This is a genomic window from Cellulomonas sp. WB94, assembly GCF_003115775.1.
Lineage (GTDB): Bacteria > Actinomycetota > Actinomycetes > Actinomycetales > Cellulomonadaceae > Cellulomonas_A.
Window position 1 is genome coordinate 2,375,000 of the sequence record NZ_QEES01000002.1, and the last position, 18,833, is coordinate 2,393,832.

An 18,833-nucleotide genomic window follows, 5' to 3' on the forward strand; every position below is an offset into this window, starting at 1 on the left:
GCGGGGGGGAGGTCAGGCGGGGACGCCGGCCGGTACAGCGGCGGGGCGGGATGCGCGGGTCGGTGTGCCCCAGGTCGTGCGGATGAAGACGGTCGCGGTCGGGACGAGGTAGGCGACCCACGCCGCGAGCTGGATCCACGTGGTCGCGGGGGAGAAGTTGAAGACGCCCTTGAGGAGCGTGCCGTACCAGCTCGTCGGGGGGATCGACGTCGAGACGTCGAACGCGAGCGCGTGCAGCCCGGGCAGGATGCCGGCCTCCTGCAGGTCGTGCACCCCGTAGGAGAGCACCCCGGCGGCGACGACGACGAGGAACAGCCCGGTCCACGCGAAGAAGACCCGCAGGTCCAGGCGCACGGCCCCGCGGTACACGAGCCAGCCGAGCGCGATCGCTGCGGCGAGCCCGAGTGCTGCACCGAGCAGCGGCGACGTCGACGTGCCGGTCGCCTTGGCGCCGGCCCACAGGAAGAGCGCGGTCTCGAGGCCCTCGCGCCCGACGGCCAACAGCGCCATCACGACGACGGCCCGCTTGCCGGCGGCGATGGCGGCGTCGAGGCCGTGCTGCAGGTTGGACTTGAGGAAGCGCGCGGTGCGCGCCATCCAGAAGATCATCCAGGTGACGAGGCCGACCGCGGCGATGGACAGCCACCCGCCGATGGCCTCCTGCGCCTCGAACGACAGGCCCTGCGGCCCGAACGTGAGGACCGCGCCGAAGGCGAGCGAGACGGTCACGGCGACGGCGACACCGGCCCGCACCGCGGGGAGCAGGTCGCGCCGGCCGGTCTTGACGACGTAGGCGACGAGGATGCCGACGACGAGCGCGGCCTCGAGGCCTTCGCGCAGGCCGATGAGGAAGTTGGCGAGCATGGCAGCTTTCCGCAGGGGTCTCAGGAGTCACGAGTGAGGCTTGGCTAAGTGAGGAGTGCCTTACCTTACGTCGACTGTACGGCATGGCTGCCGAGCCGGGCGAGGCCGTCCGCGATGCGCGCGCTGTGAGGGTCGTCACAACCTCGGTGGCTCACGCGACGGGCGCTGAGCCCTCCACCTGAGCGCGCAGCCCGGGCCACGCGGCGGCGAACGCCGTCAGCAGAGGGCGGTCGGCCACGGCGTGGGTCGCGACCCACGCGATCTCGAGGCTCTCGGCATCGGTCGGGCGAGGCTCGAGCGGGCCGACGGCCTCGGCGCGGACGGTCGTGTAGCTCCAGCTCCCGTGGTCGAGCACCTGGGAGCCGAGCACGCGGACCGACCCCGGATCGATGCCCGCCTCCTCGCCGGCCTCCCGCAGCGCAGCCTCGACCGCGGACTCGCCCGGTGCCCGGGCTCCGCCAGGGATGCCCCACGTGCCGCCCTGGTCGCTCCACAGGGCCCGGTGCTGCAGCACGACGTCCCACCCGGACCCCTCGGGCGAGCGCCGCGCCAGGAGGAGGCCCGCCGCTCCGTGCAGACCCCAGTGCCGGCGACCGCACGCGCACTCCACCCAGCCGTCGCCAGGTGACGGGTGCCGGGGGGCACCCTGCGGCGCTGACGCCATGCTCAGACGACGATGTCGCAGATCGTGGTCCCGGCGCCCACGCTCGAGCCCACCGCGGCCACGAGCCCCGTGACGCGACCCGCGCGGTGGGCGAGCAGCGGCTGCTCCATCTTCATGGCCTCGAGGACGACGATGAGGTCACCCTCGGCCACCTCCGCGCCGTCGACGACCGCCACCTTCACGATCGTGCCCTGCATCGGCGACGAGAGCGTGGCGCCGTTCGTGCTCGCGACCGATCTCACGGGTTGGCGGCGCACGGGGCGACGAGCCTGGTTGCCGGGACGTCCGCGGCCGAAGCCGAGAGCGGCCGGCAGGACGACCTCGAGCCGCTTCCCGCCGACCTCGACGATGACCCGCTCGAGCGCGATCGGTTCGTCCTCGTCCTCGTCGGTGGCGTCCCCCGCCCCGCTGGAACCCGCGGTGGTCTCGTGGGTCGGAGCGACGAGCGACGCGAGCCGGTCCCCGAACTCCGTCTCGATCCACAGCGTGTGCACACGGAACGGCTCTGCGGGGTCGGCCGGCACGAAGTCGGCCTCCTCGAGCACCGCGCGGTGGAACGGCATGACGGTCGGGATCCCCTCGACCTCGAGCTCGGAGAGCGCGCGCCGGGCCCGCTCGACCGCCTGCGCGCGCGTGGATCCCGTGACGATGACCTTCGCGATCATCGAGTCGAACAGCCCCGAGACCGTGTCGCCCTCGACGACACCCGAGTCGACCCGCACGCCGGGCCCGGCGGGGAACCGCAGGCGCGTGATGCGTCCGGGCGCCGGCAGGAACCCCGCGGCGGGGTCCTCGCCGTTGATGCGGAACTCGAACGAGTGCCCACGGGTCGCGACGTGGTCGTAGCCGAGCGGCTCGCCCGCCGCGATCCGCAGCTGCTCGCGCACGAGGTCGATCCCGCTGACCTCCTCGGTCACGGGGTGCTCGACCTGCAGCCGCGTGTTGACCTCGAGGAACGAGATGGTCCCGTCGGCCCCGACGAGGAACTCGCACGTGCCCGCCCCGACGTACCCGGCCTCACGCAGGATCGCGACGGACGAGCTCACGAGCTCGGCGTTCTGCGCGTCCGTGAGGAACGGCGCGGGCGCCTCCTCGACGAGCTTCTGGTGCCGGCGCTGGAGCGAGCAGTCGCGCGTCGAGACCACGACGACCGTGCCGTGGGCGTCCGCGAGGCACTGCGTCTCGACGTGCCGTGGCCGGTCGAGGAACCGCTCGACGAAGCACTCGCCGCGACCGAACGCCGCGGTGGCCTCGCGGACCGCCGACTCGAACTGCTCGTCGATCTCGTCGAACGTGCGCGCGACCTTCAGCCCGCGCCCGCCGCCGCCGAAGGCCGCCTTGATCGCGACCGGGAGGCCGTGCTCGGCCGCGAAGGCATGGATCTCGGCGGTGCCCGTCACCGGGTCGGGCGTGCCGGCGACGAGCGGTGCGCCCGCGCGGGCGGCGATGTGCCGGGCGCTGACCTTGTCGCCGAGCGCCTCGATCGCCGCCGGGGGCGGTCCGATCCACACGAGGCCCGCCTCGATGACGGCCCGCGCGAAGTCCGCGTTCTCGGCGAGGAAGCCGTAGCCCGGGTGGACGGCGTCGGCTCCGGAGCGGCGCGCGACGTCGAGCAGCTTGGCGATGTCGAGGTACGTCTCCTGAGCCCGCGCACCGGACAGCGCGAACGCCTCGTCCGCCACGCGCACGTGCAGCGCCTCGCGGTCGGTGTCGGCATAGACCGCGACGGAGCCGATCCGGGCGTCGCGGCAGGCACGGGCGATGCGGACAGCGATCTCGCCGCGGTTCGCGATGAGGACCTTGGAGATGGCGGGCACGGCTCACCGTAACGCGGGCGGCCCGGACATCTCACCCGCACCGCGGTCGCGCCGCGAAGATTGGTGGACCGCCTATGCGTGGACGCGTCGCCTTTGGAGGTATCCGACGACGACGCGCCGCCACCGTTGGTCCGGGCGCGCTCGGTTTGTGCGGAGGTGACAACTGGCGCCCAGCGGGCCGGCAGTCGTCAGTGTCGCCAGAGGTCCGGAACCAGGACGCCGACCTCGCCGAGCAGCTCGCGCAGCAGCGGCAGGCTCACCCCGACGACACCGTGGTGGTCTCCCTCGATCGCCGTGACGAACGCTCCGCCGAGGCCGTCGATCGTGAAGGCGCCCGCGACCACGAGCGGCTCGCCCGTCGCGACGTACGCGTCGATCTCGGCGTCCGACAGGTCCGCGAAGTGCACCACCGTGGACGAGGTCGCGCCGAGGGTCCCCGCCGTCCCCTGGCCGCCGTCGCTCACCGGCAGGCGGTCGTCGATGATCCAGTGCCCCGTGTGGAGCACGCCGCTGCGGCCTCGCATCGCCCGCCACCGCGCGGTCGCGTCGGCGGCATCGAGAGGCTTGCCCACGATCTCGCCGTGGATCTCGAGCATCGAGTCGCAGCCGAGGAAGATCAGGTCGTCGGCGTCGGCGAGGTCGGGCGCGAGGTCGGCGATCGAGTGCGCGACGTCCTCGACCTTGGCCTGCGCGAGCAGCAGCACCGCGTCGGCGGGCTCGATCGCGCCGAACCGCTCACGCGCGGCCGCGAGCGCTGCGTCCTCGTCGACGCGCGAGACCGCGACGATCGCGTCGATGCCGGCGGACTGCAGGGTCGCGAGGCGGGCGGGGGAGGCGGAGGCGAGGACGATTCGGGTCACGGCGAGCGAGCCTACCGAGGCCGGGGACGTTGGGCCCTCGACCCGCGGCCTGGTTCTGGGCGATGATGCGGTGGCACGTGCGTCCGCGCCGCCGCCCCGGCCGACCCGAGCCGGCACCAGCACCCGACCTGAGGACCGAACAGCGATGATCGACGTGAGCGACGTGAGCGACCCGGAGGCACTGCCGGAGTCGAGAAGCCGGTTCCACGAGCTCCGCCAGTCCCGGCGCTGGATCTTCGGCACGATGCTCTTCTCGGCGCTCGTCAGCCTGACGGCCTCGTTCGTGCTGTCGGTCGATGCGATCGCCCTGGCCAGGGACCCCGCCGCGACGCTGGCGTGCAACATCAACTCGGTCATCAGCTGCGGCACCGTCGGGCTCTCGTGGCAGGCGAGCCTGCTCGGCTTCCCCAATGCGTTCCTCGGGCTGATCGCAGAGCCGGTCGTGATCACGATCGCGGTCGCGAGCCTCGGCGGCGCACGGTTCCCCCGCTGGTTCATGATGTCCGCGCAGGTCGTCTACACGATCGGCGTGCTGTTCGCGTACTGGCTCTTCCAGCAGTCGATGATGGTCATCCACGCGCTGTGCCCCTGGTGCCTGCTCGTGACGCTCTCGACGACCCTCGTGTTCTCGACGCTCACGCACTTCAACATCCGCGAGGGCAACCTGTGGATGCCCAAGCGGATCGAGCGGTCCGTCCGGGAGTTCGTCGATGCCGACAACGACCTGTTCGTCGTTGCCGCGGTGCTCATCGTGCTCGTCGCGCTGATCCTGCTGAAGTACGGCGCGGCCGTCTTCGGCTGACCGTCTCGGCCGGGCCAGCTGCTGGCCCGGCCGATCGCCGGGTTGGTCAGGCGAGTGCCGAGCGCAGGATGTCCAGCGGGAGCGAACCCAGGTTCAGCGCCCGCGCGTGGAAGTCCCGCAGGTCGAACGCCTCGCCGCGAGCGCGGGTCGCGGCAGCCGCGTCGTCGCGTGCCTGCTCCCACAGTCGCTGGCCGATCTTGTACGAGGGCGCCTGTCCAGGCCACCCGAGGTAACGGTGCAGCTCGAAGCGCACGAACGCCTCGGGCATGTTGACGTTGGCGCGCAGGAAGGTCCACGCCTTGTCCGCGTCCCAGATCCCGCCACCCCACCGCTCAGGCGCCCGCAGGCCGAGGTGCACGCCGAGGTCGAGGACGACGCGCGCGGCCCTCATGCGCTGGCCGTCGAGCATCCCGAGCCGGTCGCCGGGGTTGTCGAGGAACCCGAGGTCGGCCATGAGCCGCTCGGCGTAGAGCGCCCAGCCCTCGCCGTGCCCCGAGGTCCAGCTCGCGAGCCGGCGCCACGTGTTGAGGGTGTCGCGCTGGTGCACGGCCTGCCCGACCTGCAGGTGGTGGCCCGGGACGCCCTCGTGGTAGACGGTCGTCTTCTCGCGCCACGTGTTGAACGTCGTGACCGACGGCGGCACCGACCACCACATGCGGCCGGGGCGGCTGAAGTCGTCGCTCGGGCTGGTGTAGTAGATGCCGCCGTTGTGCGTCGGCGCGATCAGGCACTCGAGGGTCTGCACGGGCACGGGGATGTCGAAGTGCGTGCCGTTGAGGGCGGCGATCGCCGCGTCCGACGTCTCCTGCATCCATGCCCGCAGCTCGGCCGTGCCGTGCAGGATCAGCGCGGGGTCGGCGTCGAGCACCGCGACGGCCTGGTCGACCGTGGCCCCCGGGCCGGCGATCTGCTCCGCGACCCGCTCCTGCTCGTCGACGACGCGGGCGAGCTCCTCGAGGCCCCACTGGTAGGTCTCCTCGAGGTCGACCGTCGCACCGAGGAAGTAGCGGGACCACAGCTCGTAGCGGTCACGGCCCGCGGCATCGGCCTCGGGAGCCTGCGGGGCGAGCTCGTCGCGCAGGAACGCCGTCAGCGTCGCGTAGGCGGCGCGGGCGGCGGTCGCGCCACGCTCGAGCTCGGCGCGCACGAGCGAGCACGAGGACGAGTCGTCGAGCACGAGGTCCGCCGCGGGACCGTGCACGAACGACGTGAAGAACGACGACGTGGGGTCGGCGAGCTCGCCCGCCTGCGCGATCGCATCCGTGACCTGGCGGATCGCGGCGACGCGACCGCGCGACGCCGACTCGCGCAGGGACTCGACGTACCCGTCCACAGCGACGGGGAGGGCATTGAGGCGCGCGGCGATGTTCTCCCAGCCCTCGATCGACCCGGTCGGCATGAGGTCGAACACGTCGCGCAGCCCCTGGACGGGTGAGGCGATGTTGTTGAGGTCGGCGAGGAGCTCGCCGGAGGCGTGGAGCTCGAGCTCGAGGCCGAGGCGCTCCTGCATCGCGGCCAGGGTGACCTCGTCGGTCGAGTCGCTCGGGGCGTGCGCGTCGAGGGCGACGAGCGTGCCGCGGGCCGCGTCGGCGCGGGCGGCGTGGCCCGCCGGGGACAGGTCGGTCATCTCGTGGTCGTGGCCCGAGATCCCCATCGCGGTCGCCGCCAGCGGGTCGAGAGCCGCCGAGGTGGCGACGTAGGCGTCGGCGATCGCGTCGATGGGAGAAGCGTCGCGGTGCCGTGTCGCGCCCAGTCCTGAGGTGATCGTGGTCATTGCTTGACCATATCGTCAGGCTGCGCGACCCCCTCTCACTTTGACGAGTCGGCGTCCGAGGAGCCCGTGTCGGTCGCCTCGTCCTGCACCTTGCGCGCCCGCGCCTCGAGCAGGTTCGTGATCGGCTCTTGCGCGATGCCGAAGACCACGGCGGCGATGAGGAGCTCCGCCTGTGACGTGATCGGCTCGATCCCGATCTTCGTCGCGCCCTGGGCGAGGAGCAGGCCGACGACCGCGGTGATCCCGCCGAGCGGCAGCCTCAGCGCGGTGAGCGCCGGCGTCAGGCGGTAGGTGGAGGTGGTCGGGGAGCCCTTGCGGATCGAAGCGATCGCGACGAGAACGGCTCCGACCAGGCCGGCGACGACCACGACGAGCACGTCCCGCGACGTCGGGGCGGTTCCGGCGACCTGCAGACCTGTGGGGCACAGCGGGACGGTGGCCGGTGCTGTCCCGTCCGCGGGGACGGTGCCGGTCGCCTGCTCGAAGCACAGCGGCACGACGGCCGGCCAGTGCGTGAGGGCGAGACAGAGGCCCGCGAGCGCCGCGACGGCCCAGGGCGGTGAGGTAGAGCCGGTTGCGCCACGCCCGCAGCGCGATGTACCGCTCGTCGGCCCGCTCGTACGCGCCGCGGATCGTGTCGGAGATGAGCCAGCGGTCACCGTCGTGCGGATCGCCTAGGGCGAGTCGCGACCCGAGGGCGTCGGCCTCGATCGCGACGCGCCGTCCGTCGGTCCTCGACAGGCCCGCAGCGGCCGCGTCCTTCGCGAACGTGCGAAGCCGGGGGAGCTCGCTCGCCGGTGCGATCACCGGCATGAGCGCCCGGGCCTCGTGGACGCGCTGCCAGGCGCGCTCGACGCGGCACCCCGACCAGCCCTCGCTCAGGGTCGACGGTCGCGTCCCGCAGGCGGTCTTCGCAGCGTCGAGCGTCGCGCGCAGCCGCAGCCCGGTGGCGCCGGTCACGAGCTGTTGCTCGTAGATCTCGAGCTCGGCCTCCATGGCCTCCACGCGGCGCAGCACGCCGAGGCGCCACCCGACCGTCGGCGGGAACGGCTCTGTCGACCACGGCTGTGGGCGCGGCACCGTCGACGGCGGCCGCGCTGCCGACACGGTCGACGACGGGCCCGGGGGCGGCCCGCCGGTCGCGGCGGGTCTGGCCACCGCCCGTGTCCGCCCGGTGCGGCTCGAGACCATGGCGCTCGGCGACGTCCGCCGCTGGAAGACGGTGACCCGATGCATGACGCGCATGACGACCCCCCTCGCTGCCCCGCGAGAACACTCCACGTCTTACCACCGGGCACCGGTGCGGGCGACCCGAGTCGACCGGCTCTGCGTCAGGTCGACCGAGCGTCTGCTGGGCTCTGCGTCAGCCCGGCTGTGCCCGGTGCGGTGACGTGCTGACCGAGCCGCTCACCGGTACGCCGCCGCCTGAAGGTCGAACAGCTCGGCGTACAGCCCGCCGAGCGCGACGAGCTCGTCGTGCGAGCCGGACTCGCTGACCCGACCGTCCGCGACGACGACGATGAGGTCGGCCATCCGCACCGTCGAGAACCGGTGCGACACGAGCAGGGTGATCGCACCCGTGAGTCCGCCGACGCGGCGCGCGTTGAGCGCGTACTGCTCGAACAGCTCGTGCTCGGCCTGCGCGTCGAGGGCCGAGGTCGGCTCGTCGAGGACGAGCAGGAGCGGAGCCTCGCGCATCATGGCGCGGCCGAGGGCGAGCTTCTGCCACTGGCCGCCGGAGAGCTGGGCACCGTCGGTGTGGGTCGTGCCGAGCTGCGTGTCGAGACCGTCGTCGAGCCGGTCGAGCACGCCCTCGGCGCGCGCGCGCCGCAGCCCCGCGAGCACGGCGGTGTCCGACGCGATGTCCGGGAGGTTCCCGACGCCCACGTTCTCGCGGGCGAGCAGCTCGAAGCGCGAGAAGTCCTGGAACCCGGCGGCGATGCGGGTGCGCCACTCGGCGGTGTCGATGTCGCGCAGGTCGATCCCGTCGACGCGCACCGTCCCCGCGGTCGCGTCGTAGAAGCGGCACAGCAGCTTGACGAGGGTCGTCTTGCCCGCGCCGTTCTCGCCGACGACGGCGACGGTGGAGCCCGCCGGGAGCACCAGGTCGACGCCCTCGAGGACGGGCCGATCGGTTCCCGGGTACGTGAACGCGACCTGCTCGAACGCGATCCCGGTGCGGATCTCGTCGGGTGCGGGGACTGTCGGTCCGCCACCGGGCGTCGGTCCGCGGCGCGGGCGCACGACGCTGCGAACCCAGGCGAGGTCGGCCATCGTGCGGGCCGTGCGCTGGAGCTGCTGCAGGATCGTGACCGCCGACGTGACCTGCCAGTTGACCTGCGCGGCGAGCGTGATCACCAGGATGACGTCGCCGACCGACCGGCGGCCGGCGACCGCGTCGCGCACGACGAGCAGGGTCGCACCGACGTAGGCGAGCGCGAAGGCGAGCTGACCGGCGACGCGCAGCACGCTCGCGCGCACCTCACCCCGCCAGAGGGTGTCCGTCGCGCTGTCCCACGCGTGCAGGTGCCGGGACCTGACCTCCTCGGTCAGCCCGCACACGCGCAGCTCCTTGGCCGGGCCGGCGTCGGTGGCGAGCGCGAACAGGTGGCGCGCGCGCCGGTTGTCCAGGGCTGCGCGCTCCCGTGCGTCGGCGACTGCAGCCTCCGCGCGACGCCCGAGCAGGAGGGGTGGGACTGCAGCCACGGGCAGCGTGAGCAGCCAGGGGTTCAGACCCGCGAGCAGGACGCCCGTGATGACGATCGCCAGGCCGAGCCCCACGCTGGAGAGCAGCGCCTGCATCGAGCCCCAGCCGGACCGGGCCAGCTCCGTCCGCAGCACCTGGATCTTGTCGGCGTAGTCGGGTCGCTCGTGGTGCTCGATGCCCGGCGAGGCGTTCGACAGGTCGATGAGCTCGCGCTCGAGGCGCATGACCGCGAGGTCGCCGAGCTCGAAGTAGAAGATGTGCGCGAAGTGCCCGGCGGTCAGCGAGGCGATCACCATGGCGGCTACCAGAACCGCCGCGAGGCTCGCGCCGCCCGTGTCGTGGTCGACTGCGGCATCGGTCACTGCGGCCAGCGCGGGCGCGGCGAGCGGCAGTGCGGACGACTGCAGCAGCATGAGCGCGAGCGCCACGAGCAGACGGCGCCGGTCCAGGCGGTACGCGAGCCGCATGAGCTCGAACGAGCCGCGAAGCGTCTGCTTCATGACCGGTCCTCCGTCGTCGTGGCACCGGCCGTGGCCCGATCCGGTGCTGCGAGGGCGGTGTCGTCCTCGTCACCGGGGCGGCCGTCCGCGTCGAGCCCCGCGGCGAAGCGCTCGGCCTGGAGCCGGAACAGCCGCGCGTAGTGCCCGTCCGAGCGCATCAGCTCGTCGTGGGAGCCCTGCTCGACGACTCGGCCGGCGTCGATGACGACGATGTGGTCGGCGCGTCGCACGCTCGAGAAGCGGTGCGAGATCAGCACGGTCGTCACCCCGTGCGTGAGCTCGACGAACTGGTCGAAGAACGCCGCCTCGGCGCGCACGTCGAGAGCCGCGGTCGGCTCGTCGAGGACGAGCACCCGTGCCCCGGCTGCGAGCGCGTAGAGCGAGCGGGCGATCGCGACCCGCTGCCACTGACCTCCGGACAGGTCGGTGCCGTCCGTGTAGGCGCGCGACAGGGGAGTGGCCAGGCCCAGCGGCAGCGGGTCGAGCGCCTCGAGGATCCCCGCACGGTCCGCCGCGACGCGCACGGCCGCCTCGTCGCGCGGGACGTGGACCGCGCCGAGCGCGATGTTGTCCGCCGCCGACAGCTCGTAGCGCACGAAGTCCTGGAAGATCACGCTGACCTGCCGCCGCCAGGCCGCGACGTCGAGGTCGGCGAGGTCGACCCCGTCGGACGTGATCGAGCCCGAGGTCGGCTCGTACAGGCGGGTGAGGAGCTTGACGAGCGTCGTCTTGCCGGCGCCGTTGATGCCGACGATCGCCGTGCTGCGGCCGGCCGGCAGGTCGAGGTCGAGACCGTCGAGCACGGTCCTGTCGCTGCCCGGGTAGTGGAAGCCGACGTCACGGAAGCGCACGGCGATGCCGTGGCCAGTCGGCGGGACGCCGACGACACCGTCGGATCGCCCCAGGTCGTGAGCGAGAGCGATGCGCGCCTCGAACTCCTCGAGCGCGCTGACGGACTGCATGCCGTACTGCGTGGAGACGTCGGACTCGGGGTAGTACTCCCCGAGCAGGAGGGCGGCGACCACCGACTGCAGGCCGAGCGTCAGACCGGTGAGGGTCAGGTCGCCCGCGGCGGCACCCCGTGCGAGCACGACGAGCACGCCCGCGCCGATCGCCAGGCCGACCGCGGTGTACCCGAGGTAGGGCCGCAGGTACAGCGCGCGCCGCCGGGCGCTGACCGGGGCGAGCATCGAGACCGTCGCGTCCTCGTACCGGTCGCCGAACCAGCCCGACAACCCGAACACGCGCATCTCCTTCGCGCTGCCGGGCCCCATCGCGACGTCTCGCAGGTACTCGGCGCGTCGTCGGATGCCGGTGACGTCGCGCCACACGGTCGAGTACCTGCGCAGCCCGCCGCGCTGCCCGTACCGGAAGAGCATCGTGGCCGCGACGAGGGCCAGCGCGGCACCCCAGGACGACACCACCGCGACGATGACGGTGAACCCGGTGAGCCGCACGTACCGGGCGATCAGCGCGAGCAGGCCGGCGCAGGCGTCCCCGCCCGTCTGGAAGTCGGAGTCGATGTGCCGGGTCGCCTCGCTGAGCGCGTCGAGGGTGGCCTGGTCCTCCATGGGGCCGATGCCGGTCGACCGCAGCGTGCTCGCGAGCATCCGGTCACGGAGGAGGCCGTCGACGCGGCGCTTCATCCGGACGCCGAGCGCGCCCTGTGCGGGTGCGAGCAGCTGTTGACCGCAGAACGCGACGGCCGCGAGCACGAAGTCCCGGACGAGCGTGTCCCACGCGGGCGAGCCGATGCCCCCCGCGACGGCCGCCGGGACCCGCCCGACGACGATGCTCGTCGCGACGACGAACGCCACCGGCAGGAGCCCGAGCACGAGGTTGAGCGTGACCAGCGTGGCGACCAGGGCGGGGCCGGCGGTGGGCAGCAGCCGGAGGATCGAGATCCGCGGGGCGACGGCTTCGGCGTACCAGGCGCGGATCACTCGGCGAGGCTAGCGGTCGGCCGCGCCCGGAGCAGGGCGTTTCGCGACCCGCGACGCACCACGCACGTCAGCCGCGCAGGCTCCAACGCCAGGCGTCCGGCCCCGGAGCGGCGCGCACGGGGTCGCCGCGCATCGCCCGGGCCCGGTCCACCCACATCGACCGCGTCACGGGCTCGTCAGTGTCGTCGGACCGGCCCGACGCGGCGACCAGGCCGGCGACGAGGGCCGCGAGCTCGACGTCGTCGGGTGCGCCGCGGACGACCCGGACGCTCGCGCGTCCGTCCGCGCCGGGCTCGGGGCCGTTCACTCGATGTCGTCCTCTTCGTCGTCGTCCGGCTCGAACTCGACCGGCACGCCGCGCGACGCGCCCCACTCGGTCACGTCGAACCCACGGTCGGTGAGGCGACGGGCGATCTCGGCGCCGCCGTCGTCCACGATCCCGAGCACCGAGTCCATCGACAGGTCCGAGGTGCCCGCGGGCGGCCCGACGACGAAGCCGAGGTGGAACGTGTCGAGCTCCTCCTCCTGCGGGGGCAGGTCGGCGTCAGCCTCGGTGCCGTCGTCCCACGTCATGCCGGTCAGGTCCGAGTGCAGGCCGAGCCTGTCGTGTAGGACGTCGTACAGCTCGGCGTTCAGGTTCGAGACGCGCGACTCGAGCGCGAGGATGCGCGGGTCCTCGTCGGCCTCGTGCGCGCCGAACTCGGCCCGCACCCCGACCGCAGCGTCGATGTACTCGTGCAGGCTCGCCGACAGCGCGTCCACGACGCCGTGCAGGTCGCTCGGGTCGACCCCGTGCAGGGGCTCCGCGCCGTGCGCCGGGCTGTCCCCGTGCTCGCCGTGCTCGTCGTGGTCGTGGTCGTGGTCGCTCATGATGTCCTCACGCGTCGAGTCTGCCTCACAGGGGGATGTTCCCGTGCTTGCGGGGGACCGTCGTGGCGCGCTTGGTGCGCAGCAGCCGCAACGCCCGGACGATCTCCCCGCGCGTGCGCGACGGCGCGATGACGGCGTCGACGTACCCGCGCTCGGCGGCGTCCCACGGGTTGACGATGGCGTCCTCGTACTCGGCCGTGAGCCGCGCCCGCTCGGCCTCCTCGTCCCCGCCCGCGTCGGCGACGGCCTTGAGCGCGCCGCGCTGCAGGATGTTCACCGCGCCGCCCGCACCCATGACGGCGATCTGCGCGGTCGGCCAGGCGAGGTTCACGTCGGCGCCGAGCTGCTTGGAGCCCATCACGATGTACGCACCGCCGTAGGCCTTGCGCGTGATGACCGTCACCAGCGGGACGGTCGCCTCTGCGTACGCGTAGATGAGCTTCGCGCCGCGCCGGATGATGCCGTTCCACTCCTGGTCGGTACCGGGCAGGAACCCGGGCACGTCGACGAACGTGAGGACCGGGAGGTTGAACGCATCGCACGTCCGCACGAACCGCGCGGCCTTCTCCGCGGCGTTGATGTCCAGGGTCCCCGCCATCGCGAGCGGCTGGTTGGCCACGATGCCGACGGGGTGACCCTCGACGTGCCCGAACCCGATCAGGATGTTCTGCGCGTACAGCGGCTGCACCTCGAGGAGCACGCCCTCGTCGAGCACGTGCTCGACGACGGTGCGCATGTCGTAGGGCTGCGAGTCGGAGTCCGGGACCAGCGTGTCGAGCTCTTCGTCCCCGGCTGTCACGCCGAGATCCGACTCGTGCGCGTACGTCGGGGGGTCGGTGAGGTTGTTCGCGGGCAGGTACGACAGCAGCGAACGCACGTAGTCGAGCGCGTCGTTCTCGTCGGCCGCGAGGTAGTGCGCGACGCCCGACCTCGTGTTGTGCGTCGTGGCGCCGCCGAGCTCCTCGAATCCGACGTCCTCACCCGTGACGGCGCGGATCACGTCGGGGCCGGTGATGAACATGTTCGAGGTGCCGTCGGCCATCACGATGAAGTCGGTCAGGGCGGGGGAGTACACCGCGCCGCCGGCCGAGGGGCCGAGGATGAGGCTGATCTGCGGGATCACGCCCGACGCCGCGACGTTGCGCCGGAAGATCTCGGCGAACTGCGTCAGGCCGGCGACACCCTCCTGGATGCGCGCCCCGCCGCCGTCACTGATGCCGACCAGCGGGACGCCCATGCGCAGCGCGAGGTCCATGACCTTGGTGATCTTCTGGCCGTGCACCTCGCCGACGCTCCCGCCGAACACCGTGAAGTCCTGCGAGTAGATGGCGACGGGCCGGCCGTCGACGGTCCCGTGCCCGACGACGACGCCGTCGCCCGCGATCCGCTTCTTGTCGAGGCCGAAGTTGACCGAGCGGTGCTTGACGAACGCGTCGAGCTCGGTGAACGAGTCCGGGTCGAGGAGCGCGTCGATCCGCTCCCGGGCGGTCTTCTTGCCGCGCGCGTGCTGCTTGACGGCCGCAGCAGCCTCAGCGGCCACCGCGGCGGCCTCGTGGCGCGTCGCGAGGTCGGCGAGCTTGTCGGCGGTCGTGCTGAGCCGAGGGCTCGGGTCTGCAGCAGGGGAGGCGGCCGGGGAAGCGGCCGGGGAAGCAGCCGGGCCTGCAGCGGGGGTCGGGTCGGTCACCCTCCGAGGCTAGACGTCCGAGCCGCCCGACAGGATGCTGACGGACGACCGTGTCGGGGCAGCGGGCTCGTGGGGTCCCGACAAGGCCGCGCCGACGGGTCGCCACCCGTGGAGTCTCGACCCGGTCCGCGCGAGGATGGTGGCATGAGCGAGCACGCGGTGACCGGTGGGCAGGGCGAGGATCTGGTCGGCGAGCGTCGGCCGCTGCGAGCGTCGGTCGTGAGGTCGCTGCTCCTGGCGCCCGCGGGCCCGCTGGCGCGCGTCGAGGTCCTCGACCGCGTCGGTTCGACGAACCGTGAGCTCATCGCACGGCTGCACGCCGAGCCGAACGACTGGCCCGCACCGAGCATGCTGGTCGCGGACCACCAGGACGACGGCCAGGGCCGTGCGGGTCGGACCTGGCTGACGCCGCCCCGGGCCGCGCTCACCGTGTCGTTCGCGTTGCAGCCCGACGGGCCGATCTCGTCGTTCGGCTGGATCCCGTTGCTCGCCGGCCTCGGGACCGTGACCGCGCTCCGCGCCACAGCGGGAGTGCAGGCGTCGCTCAAGTGGCCCAACGACGTCATGGTCCCCGCCCCTGACGACGCCGACCTGGACGGGTGGGGCCGCGTGCGGAAGGTGGGCGGGATCCTCAGCGAGCTGGTCGAGACGTCCGCCGGTCGGATGGTCGTCGTCGGCATCGGCGTCAACGTGTCCCAGGCTGCCGACGAGCTGCCCGTCCCGAGCGGGACGTCGCTCGCGCTGGCCGGCGCGCGTGAGGTCGACCGGGAGGTCCTGCTCGTCGCCCTGGTCTCGGCGCTCGACGAGCTGATGGGCCGGTGGCGCGAGCACGACGGGGACGTGCACTCGTCGGGGCTCGCCGACGAGGTGGCCTCGGTGTGCTCGACGCTCGCCACCCGGGTCCGCGTCGAGCTGCCGGGCGGCGACGAGGTGACGGGCACCGCGCGGCGGCTCGGCCCGGACGGTGCCCTGGTCGTGGTGGACGACACCGGGACGGAGCGGCACGTGCGCGCGGGTGACGTGCATCACATCCGGGCGACGTGAACTACCCTCCACACGTGACGACTGCCGCGGGTGCCGCCGCCTCGCCGCCTGCCGACGAGGCGCGTGCCGACGACGCGCCGACCGACGGCACACCGACCGTCGACGCCACGTCGACACCCGCCGGGGCAGCTGCCTCGACCCTCGCCGAGCTCGACGACGTGCTGCTCGGGGGTCCGCGCACGCTGACGCTGCGGGACCTCGCGGGGCGGATCGACGCACCGCTCGACTTCGTCCGGCTGTACTGGCAGACGCTGGGGCTCCCGCACCCCGAGGCGGACGACGTGGTGTTCACCGAGCAGGACGCCGACGCGGTCGGGCGTGTGTCGCGGATGATCCGTGAGCGGGGATTCGCGCTGCGGACCGCGTCGTCGTTGACCCGGGCGCTCGGCCACACCGCCGACCGCCTCGCGCTGTGGCAGGTCGAGGCCCTCGTCGAGGACATGGCCACCCGGTACGGGCTCGACGACACGAGTGCCCGGCTCCTCGTCCTCGACCGGCTCGCCGACCTCGCCCCCCTGCTCGAGGCGCAGCTCGTGCACGCGTGGCGCCGCCAGCTCGCCGCGATCGCCGGACGGCTCGCCGCCGACTACGGCGAGCAGCGCACCTCCGGCGCCGACCGGGACGGTCTGCCGCTCGCCCGGGCCGTCGGGTTCGCCGACATGGTCTCGTTCACCCGGCGGACCGCGGGCCTCGGCTCGACGGACCTCTCCGAGTTCGTGCAGCGGTTCGAGTACGCCGCCCGGAACGTCGTGACGAACGCGGGTGGCCGCGTCGTCAAGACGATCGGCGACGCCGTGCTCTTCGTGGCCGACGACGTCGTCACGGGCGCGCAGGTCGCGCTCGGGCTCGCCCGTGAGCTCGGCGGAGAGCTCGACGTCGAGCTCGAGCAGGTCGCCGGGGGCTCGCCGAGGGCGCGCGGGGCGTGACGCCGGTGCGCGTCGGGTTCGTGTGGGGACGGGTCCTGTCCCGGTTCGGGGACGTGTTCGGCCCCTCGGTCAACCTCGCGGCCAGGCTCACGGACATCGCCGACCCGAGCGCCGTCCTCACGGACACGGCAACGGGCGAGCTGCTCGCAGGCGACGCGCGGTTCGTGGTCGAGACGCTGCCCGAGCGCGAGCTCGCGGGGATCGGGCCGATCGCCCCGGTGCTGCTGCGCTCGGCGTGACCCACGCGTCGCGAACCGATCGGCCTGACTCGCGCGGCGTGATCGACGAGCCGGGTGCGATCGACCCGGTCGCGGTCAGTCGACCGGGCGGATGAGCTCGGGCCCGTCGTTGGCGACCGCGTTGACCGCCGTCGAGATCGCGGTCGCGACGACCTCGGGTACGGGTCCGAGCACGAGCTCCATGGCCCCGGCGGCGTCGACGGCGGGGTCGAGCCACGCGTCCCACGCCTCCCGGCGGAGCATGAGCGGGCGACGGTCGTGGATGCGCGCCAGCTCACCGGTCGCCGCGGTCGTGATGATCGTCGCGGACACGAGCCAGCGCGTGGGGTCGTCGTCAGCCTTGGTGGGGTCCTTCCAGAACTCGTAGAGCCCCGCGAGTGCGAGGGGCCCGCCGTCAGCCGGGTGGAGGTAGTAGGGCTGCTTCGTCCGCGTCAGCGCACCCGGCTCGGGCGCCTGCCACTCGTAGTAGCCGTCGGCGGGGAGCAGCGCCCGGCGCAGCGCGAACGGTCGCTTGAAGGCGGGCTTGCCGAGCAGGCTCTCGACGCGGGCGTTGATCAGCCGGTTGCCGATCGACGGGTCCGTCGCCCACGACGGCACGAGTCCCCAGCGCGCGGTGCGCAGCTGGCGCGTGAGCGCGCCGTGCGTCCCGTCCTCGAGGCGCTCGGGCCGGTCGACGACGATCCGGACCGGGTCGGTGGGTGCGAGGTTCCACGACGGCGGCAGGAGGCGCACGTCGTCGGCGACCGAGGCGATCGCGAACTCGTCGGCGATCTGCTGGTCCTCCCGGAACGAGGCATACCGACCACACATGGCCTCAGCCTCTCGCAGACCCCCGACCCCTGCCGATCGAATCGATTCGCCTCACGTTCGTCGCGATGGGATGATCGGCTGCGATGAGCACCAGCACACCCGCGGTCACGCCCACCCCGACGTACCGCCCCCATGCCAGGTACGTCCTGCTGCTCGGCTCGATGGCAGCCCTCCCGGCGGTCTCGACCGACATCTACCTGCCGTCGCTGCCGGACGTGGCGCGCGACCTCGGGACAGGCACCGCGGCCGTCCAGCTGACGATGACCGGGATGATGATCGGCGGCGCCGTCGGACAGCTCGTCATCGGTCCCATGTCGGACCGGTTCGGGCGGCGCAGGCCCGTGCTCGTCGGCATCGCGCTGCACGTCCTGACCTCGCTGCTGTGCGCGATCGCGCCGGGGATCCTGCCGCTCGTCGCGCTTCGCGTCGCCCAGGGGTTCTTCAACGCCTCGGCCTCGGTGGTGGCGATGGCCGTCATCAGGGACCGGTTCGTGGGTTCCGACGCATCCCGGCTGCTGTCGCGGCTCATGCTCGTCATCGGGGTCGCGCCGCTCTTCGCCCCCAGCATCGGCGGCCTCATCGCGGGTCAGGTCGGCTGGCGGGGCGTGTTCGTCGCGCTCGGGGTGTTCGGCGTCGGGCTGTGGGTCGTGGTGTGGCGCCGGCTGCCCGAGACGCTGCCGGGGGAGCGGCGGCGCGACGGCGGCCTGAGCTCGGCGCTCGCGGGCTACCGGACGCTGCTGCGCGACCGTCACTTCCTCGCGCTCGCCATCCTGCCGGGTCTGGGCGCCGCGGGGCTCATGAGCTACGTGGTCGGGTCTCCCTTCGTGCTGCGCGAGGGGTACGGGCTGTCCGCGAACCAGTTCGCGCTGCTGTTCGCCGTCAACGGCCTGGGCCTCGTCGGCGGGGCGCAGGTCAACGCCTGGCTCGTCCGGCGCTATGCGCCGATCCGGATCATCCGCGTCATCGTGCCGGTGTCGCTGGCGCTCGGGCTCGTGCTCCTCGGCATCGGCGCCACCGGCGCGGGCGGGCTGCCCGCGCTGCTCGTCGTCCTGTGGCTCGCTCTCGCGCTCGTCAACGTCACGCCCCCCAACGCCTCGGCGCTCGCGCTCGGCCGGCACGGCGAGATGGCCGGGACCGCGGCGGCCTTCATCGGCGGGACGCAGGCTCTCGTGTCCGGGACCGTGGCCCCGCTCGTCGGCGTCCTGGGCGGCACGACGGTGGCGATGACGGGGGTGATGGCAGGCGCATCGTTGGCGGCTCTGCTCGTGCTCGCGCTGGCGACCCCGGCCTACCGCTCGGGCGGCTGGACCACCTGAGCCGCGGCGGTGC

At 73.1% G+C, this 18,833-nt stretch carries 17 protein-coding genes; 5 read left to right on the forward strand and 12 right to left on the reverse strand.

Going from position 1 to position 18,833, the window contains the following annotated elements:
• Positions 1-12: 12 nt before the first annotated feature.
• The 4 genes from efeU to DDP54_RS12155 all read right to left on the reverse strand — a co-directional run bounded on the left by efeU (position 13) and on the right by DDP54_RS12155 (position 4,205).
• Entirely contained in the window at positions 13-864 is an 852-nt protein-coding gene (efeU, locus tag DDP54_RS12140) for an iron uptake transporter permease EfeU (RefSeq protein WP_109131953.1), read from the reverse strand.
• Positions 865-1,015: 151 nt separating this feature from the next.
• On the reverse strand, positions 1,016-1,528 hold the full coding sequence (locus DDP54_RS12145; RefSeq protein WP_109131954.1) for an NUDIX domain-containing protein: 513 nt from the start codon (positions 1,526-1,528) through the stop codon (positions 1,016-1,018).
• A gap of 2 nt (positions 1,529-1,530) precedes the next feature.
• On the reverse strand, positions 1,531-3,345 hold the full coding sequence (locus DDP54_RS12150; protein ID WP_197711388.1) for a biotin carboxylase N-terminal domain-containing protein: 1,815 nt from the start codon (positions 3,343-3,345) through the stop codon (positions 1,531-1,533).
• Positions 3,346-3,533: 188 nt separating this feature from the next.
• Complete coding sequence (locus tag DDP54_RS12155; RefSeq protein WP_109131955.1) at positions 3,534-4,205, reverse strand: Maf family protein; 672 nt, start codon at positions 4,203-4,205, stop codon at positions 3,534-3,536.
• 145 nt (positions 4,206-4,350) lie between these two features.
• Between DDP54_RS12155 and DDP54_RS12160 the strand changes: the two genes are divergently transcribed.
• A complete protein-coding gene (locus DDP54_RS12160) occupies positions 4,351-5,007 on the forward strand; it encodes a vitamin K epoxide reductase family protein (RefSeq protein WP_109131956.1) in 657 nt (218 codons plus the stop codon).
• A gap of 46 nt (positions 5,008-5,053) precedes the next feature.
• Here DDP54_RS12160 and DDP54_RS12165 read toward each other — a convergent pair whose 3' ends face one another.
• The 7 genes from DDP54_RS12165 to DDP54_RS12205 all read right to left on the reverse strand — a co-directional run bounded on the left by DDP54_RS12165 (position 5,054) and on the right by DDP54_RS12205 (position 14,485).
• On the reverse strand, positions 5,054-6,781 hold the full coding sequence (locus DDP54_RS12165; RefSeq protein ID WP_109131957.1) for a DUF885 domain-containing protein: 1,728 nt from the start codon (positions 6,779-6,781) through the stop codon (positions 5,054-5,056).
• A gap of 35 nt (positions 6,782-6,816) precedes the next feature.
• Complete coding sequence (locus DDP54_RS12170) at positions 6,817-7,278, reverse strand: hypothetical protein (protein ID WP_109131958.1); 462 nt, start codon at positions 7,276-7,278, stop codon at positions 6,817-6,819.
• 910 nt (positions 7,279-8,188) lie between these two features.
• Positions 8,189-9,988 carry an ABC transporter ATP-binding protein gene (locus DDP54_RS12185; RefSeq protein WP_109131961.1) on the reverse strand — a complete coding sequence of 600 codons (1,800 nt, stop codon included), beginning with the start codon at positions 9,986-9,988 and terminating at the stop codon, positions 8,189-8,191.
• A complete protein-coding gene (locus DDP54_RS12190; protein ID WP_197711389.1) occupies positions 9,985-11,931 on the reverse strand; it encodes an ATP-binding cassette domain-containing protein in 1,947 nt (648 codons plus the stop codon). Before DDP54_RS12190 ends, DDP54_RS12185 begins: the two co-directional genes overlap by 4 nt.
• 67 nt (positions 11,932-11,998) lie before the next feature.
• Positions 11,999-12,238 carry an acyl-CoA carboxylase epsilon subunit gene (locus DDP54_RS12195; RefSeq protein WP_109131962.1) on the reverse strand — a complete coding sequence of 80 codons (240 nt, stop codon included), beginning with the start codon at positions 12,236-12,238 and terminating at the stop codon, positions 11,999-12,001.
• Positions 12,235-12,801: a hypothetical protein gene (locus DDP54_RS12200; protein ID WP_109131963.1), complete on the reverse strand. Its 567-nt coding sequence runs from the start codon at positions 12,799-12,801 to the stop codon at positions 12,235-12,237. Before DDP54_RS12200 ends, DDP54_RS12195 begins: the two co-directional genes overlap by 4 nt.
• 25 nt (positions 12,802-12,826) lie before the next feature.
• Positions 12,827-14,485, reverse strand: a complete 1,659-nt coding sequence (locus DDP54_RS12205) for an acyl-CoA carboxylase subunit beta (protein WP_109131964.1) — start codon at positions 14,483-14,485, stop codon at positions 12,827-12,829.
• A gap of 144 nt (positions 14,486-14,629) precedes the next feature.
• Here DDP54_RS12205 and DDP54_RS12210 point away from each other — a divergent pair, with 144 nt between their 5' ends.
• Genes DDP54_RS12210 through DDP54_RS18670 form a run of 3 tightly spaced genes read left to right on the forward strand, consistent with a single transcriptional unit; the run spans position 14,630 to position 16,694 of the window.
• The gene (locus DDP54_RS12210; protein ID WP_109131965.1) at positions 14,630-15,529 is read left to right on the forward strand and encodes a biotin--[acetyl-CoA-carboxylase] ligase; all 900 of its coding nucleotides are present in this window, start codon (positions 14,630-14,632) and stop codon (positions 15,527-15,529) included.
• Positions 15,530-15,543: 14 nt separating this feature from the next.
• Positions 15,544-16,455, forward strand: coding sequence for an adenylate/guanylate cyclase domain-containing protein (locus tag DDP54_RS12215; RefSeq protein WP_242448381.1), 912 nt, complete (start codon positions 15,544-15,546; stop codon positions 16,453-16,455).
• Positions 16,452-16,694 (forward strand): hypothetical protein, encoded by a 243-nt coding sequence (locus tag DDP54_RS18670; protein WP_242448382.1) that lies wholly within the window; start codon positions 16,452-16,454, stop codon positions 16,692-16,694. Before DDP54_RS12215 ends, DDP54_RS18670 begins: the two co-directional genes overlap by 4 nt.
• 75 nt (positions 16,695-16,769) lie before the next feature.
• Here the strand turns inward: DDP54_RS18670 and DDP54_RS12220 are convergent, their stop codons facing one another.
• A complete protein-coding gene (locus DDP54_RS12220) occupies positions 16,770-17,504 on the reverse strand; it encodes an SOS response-associated peptidase (RefSeq protein WP_109131966.1) in 735 nt (244 codons plus the stop codon).
• An 83-nt stretch (positions 17,505-17,587) separates the two neighbouring features.
• Between DDP54_RS12220 and DDP54_RS12225 the strand changes: the two genes are divergently transcribed.
• The gene (locus tag DDP54_RS12225) at positions 17,588-18,820 is read left to right on the forward strand and encodes a multidrug effflux MFS transporter (RefSeq protein ID WP_109131967.1); all 1,233 of its coding nucleotides are present in this window, start codon (positions 17,588-17,590) and stop codon (positions 18,818-18,820) included.
• The last annotated feature ends 13 nt before the right edge of the window (positions 18,821-18,833 follow it).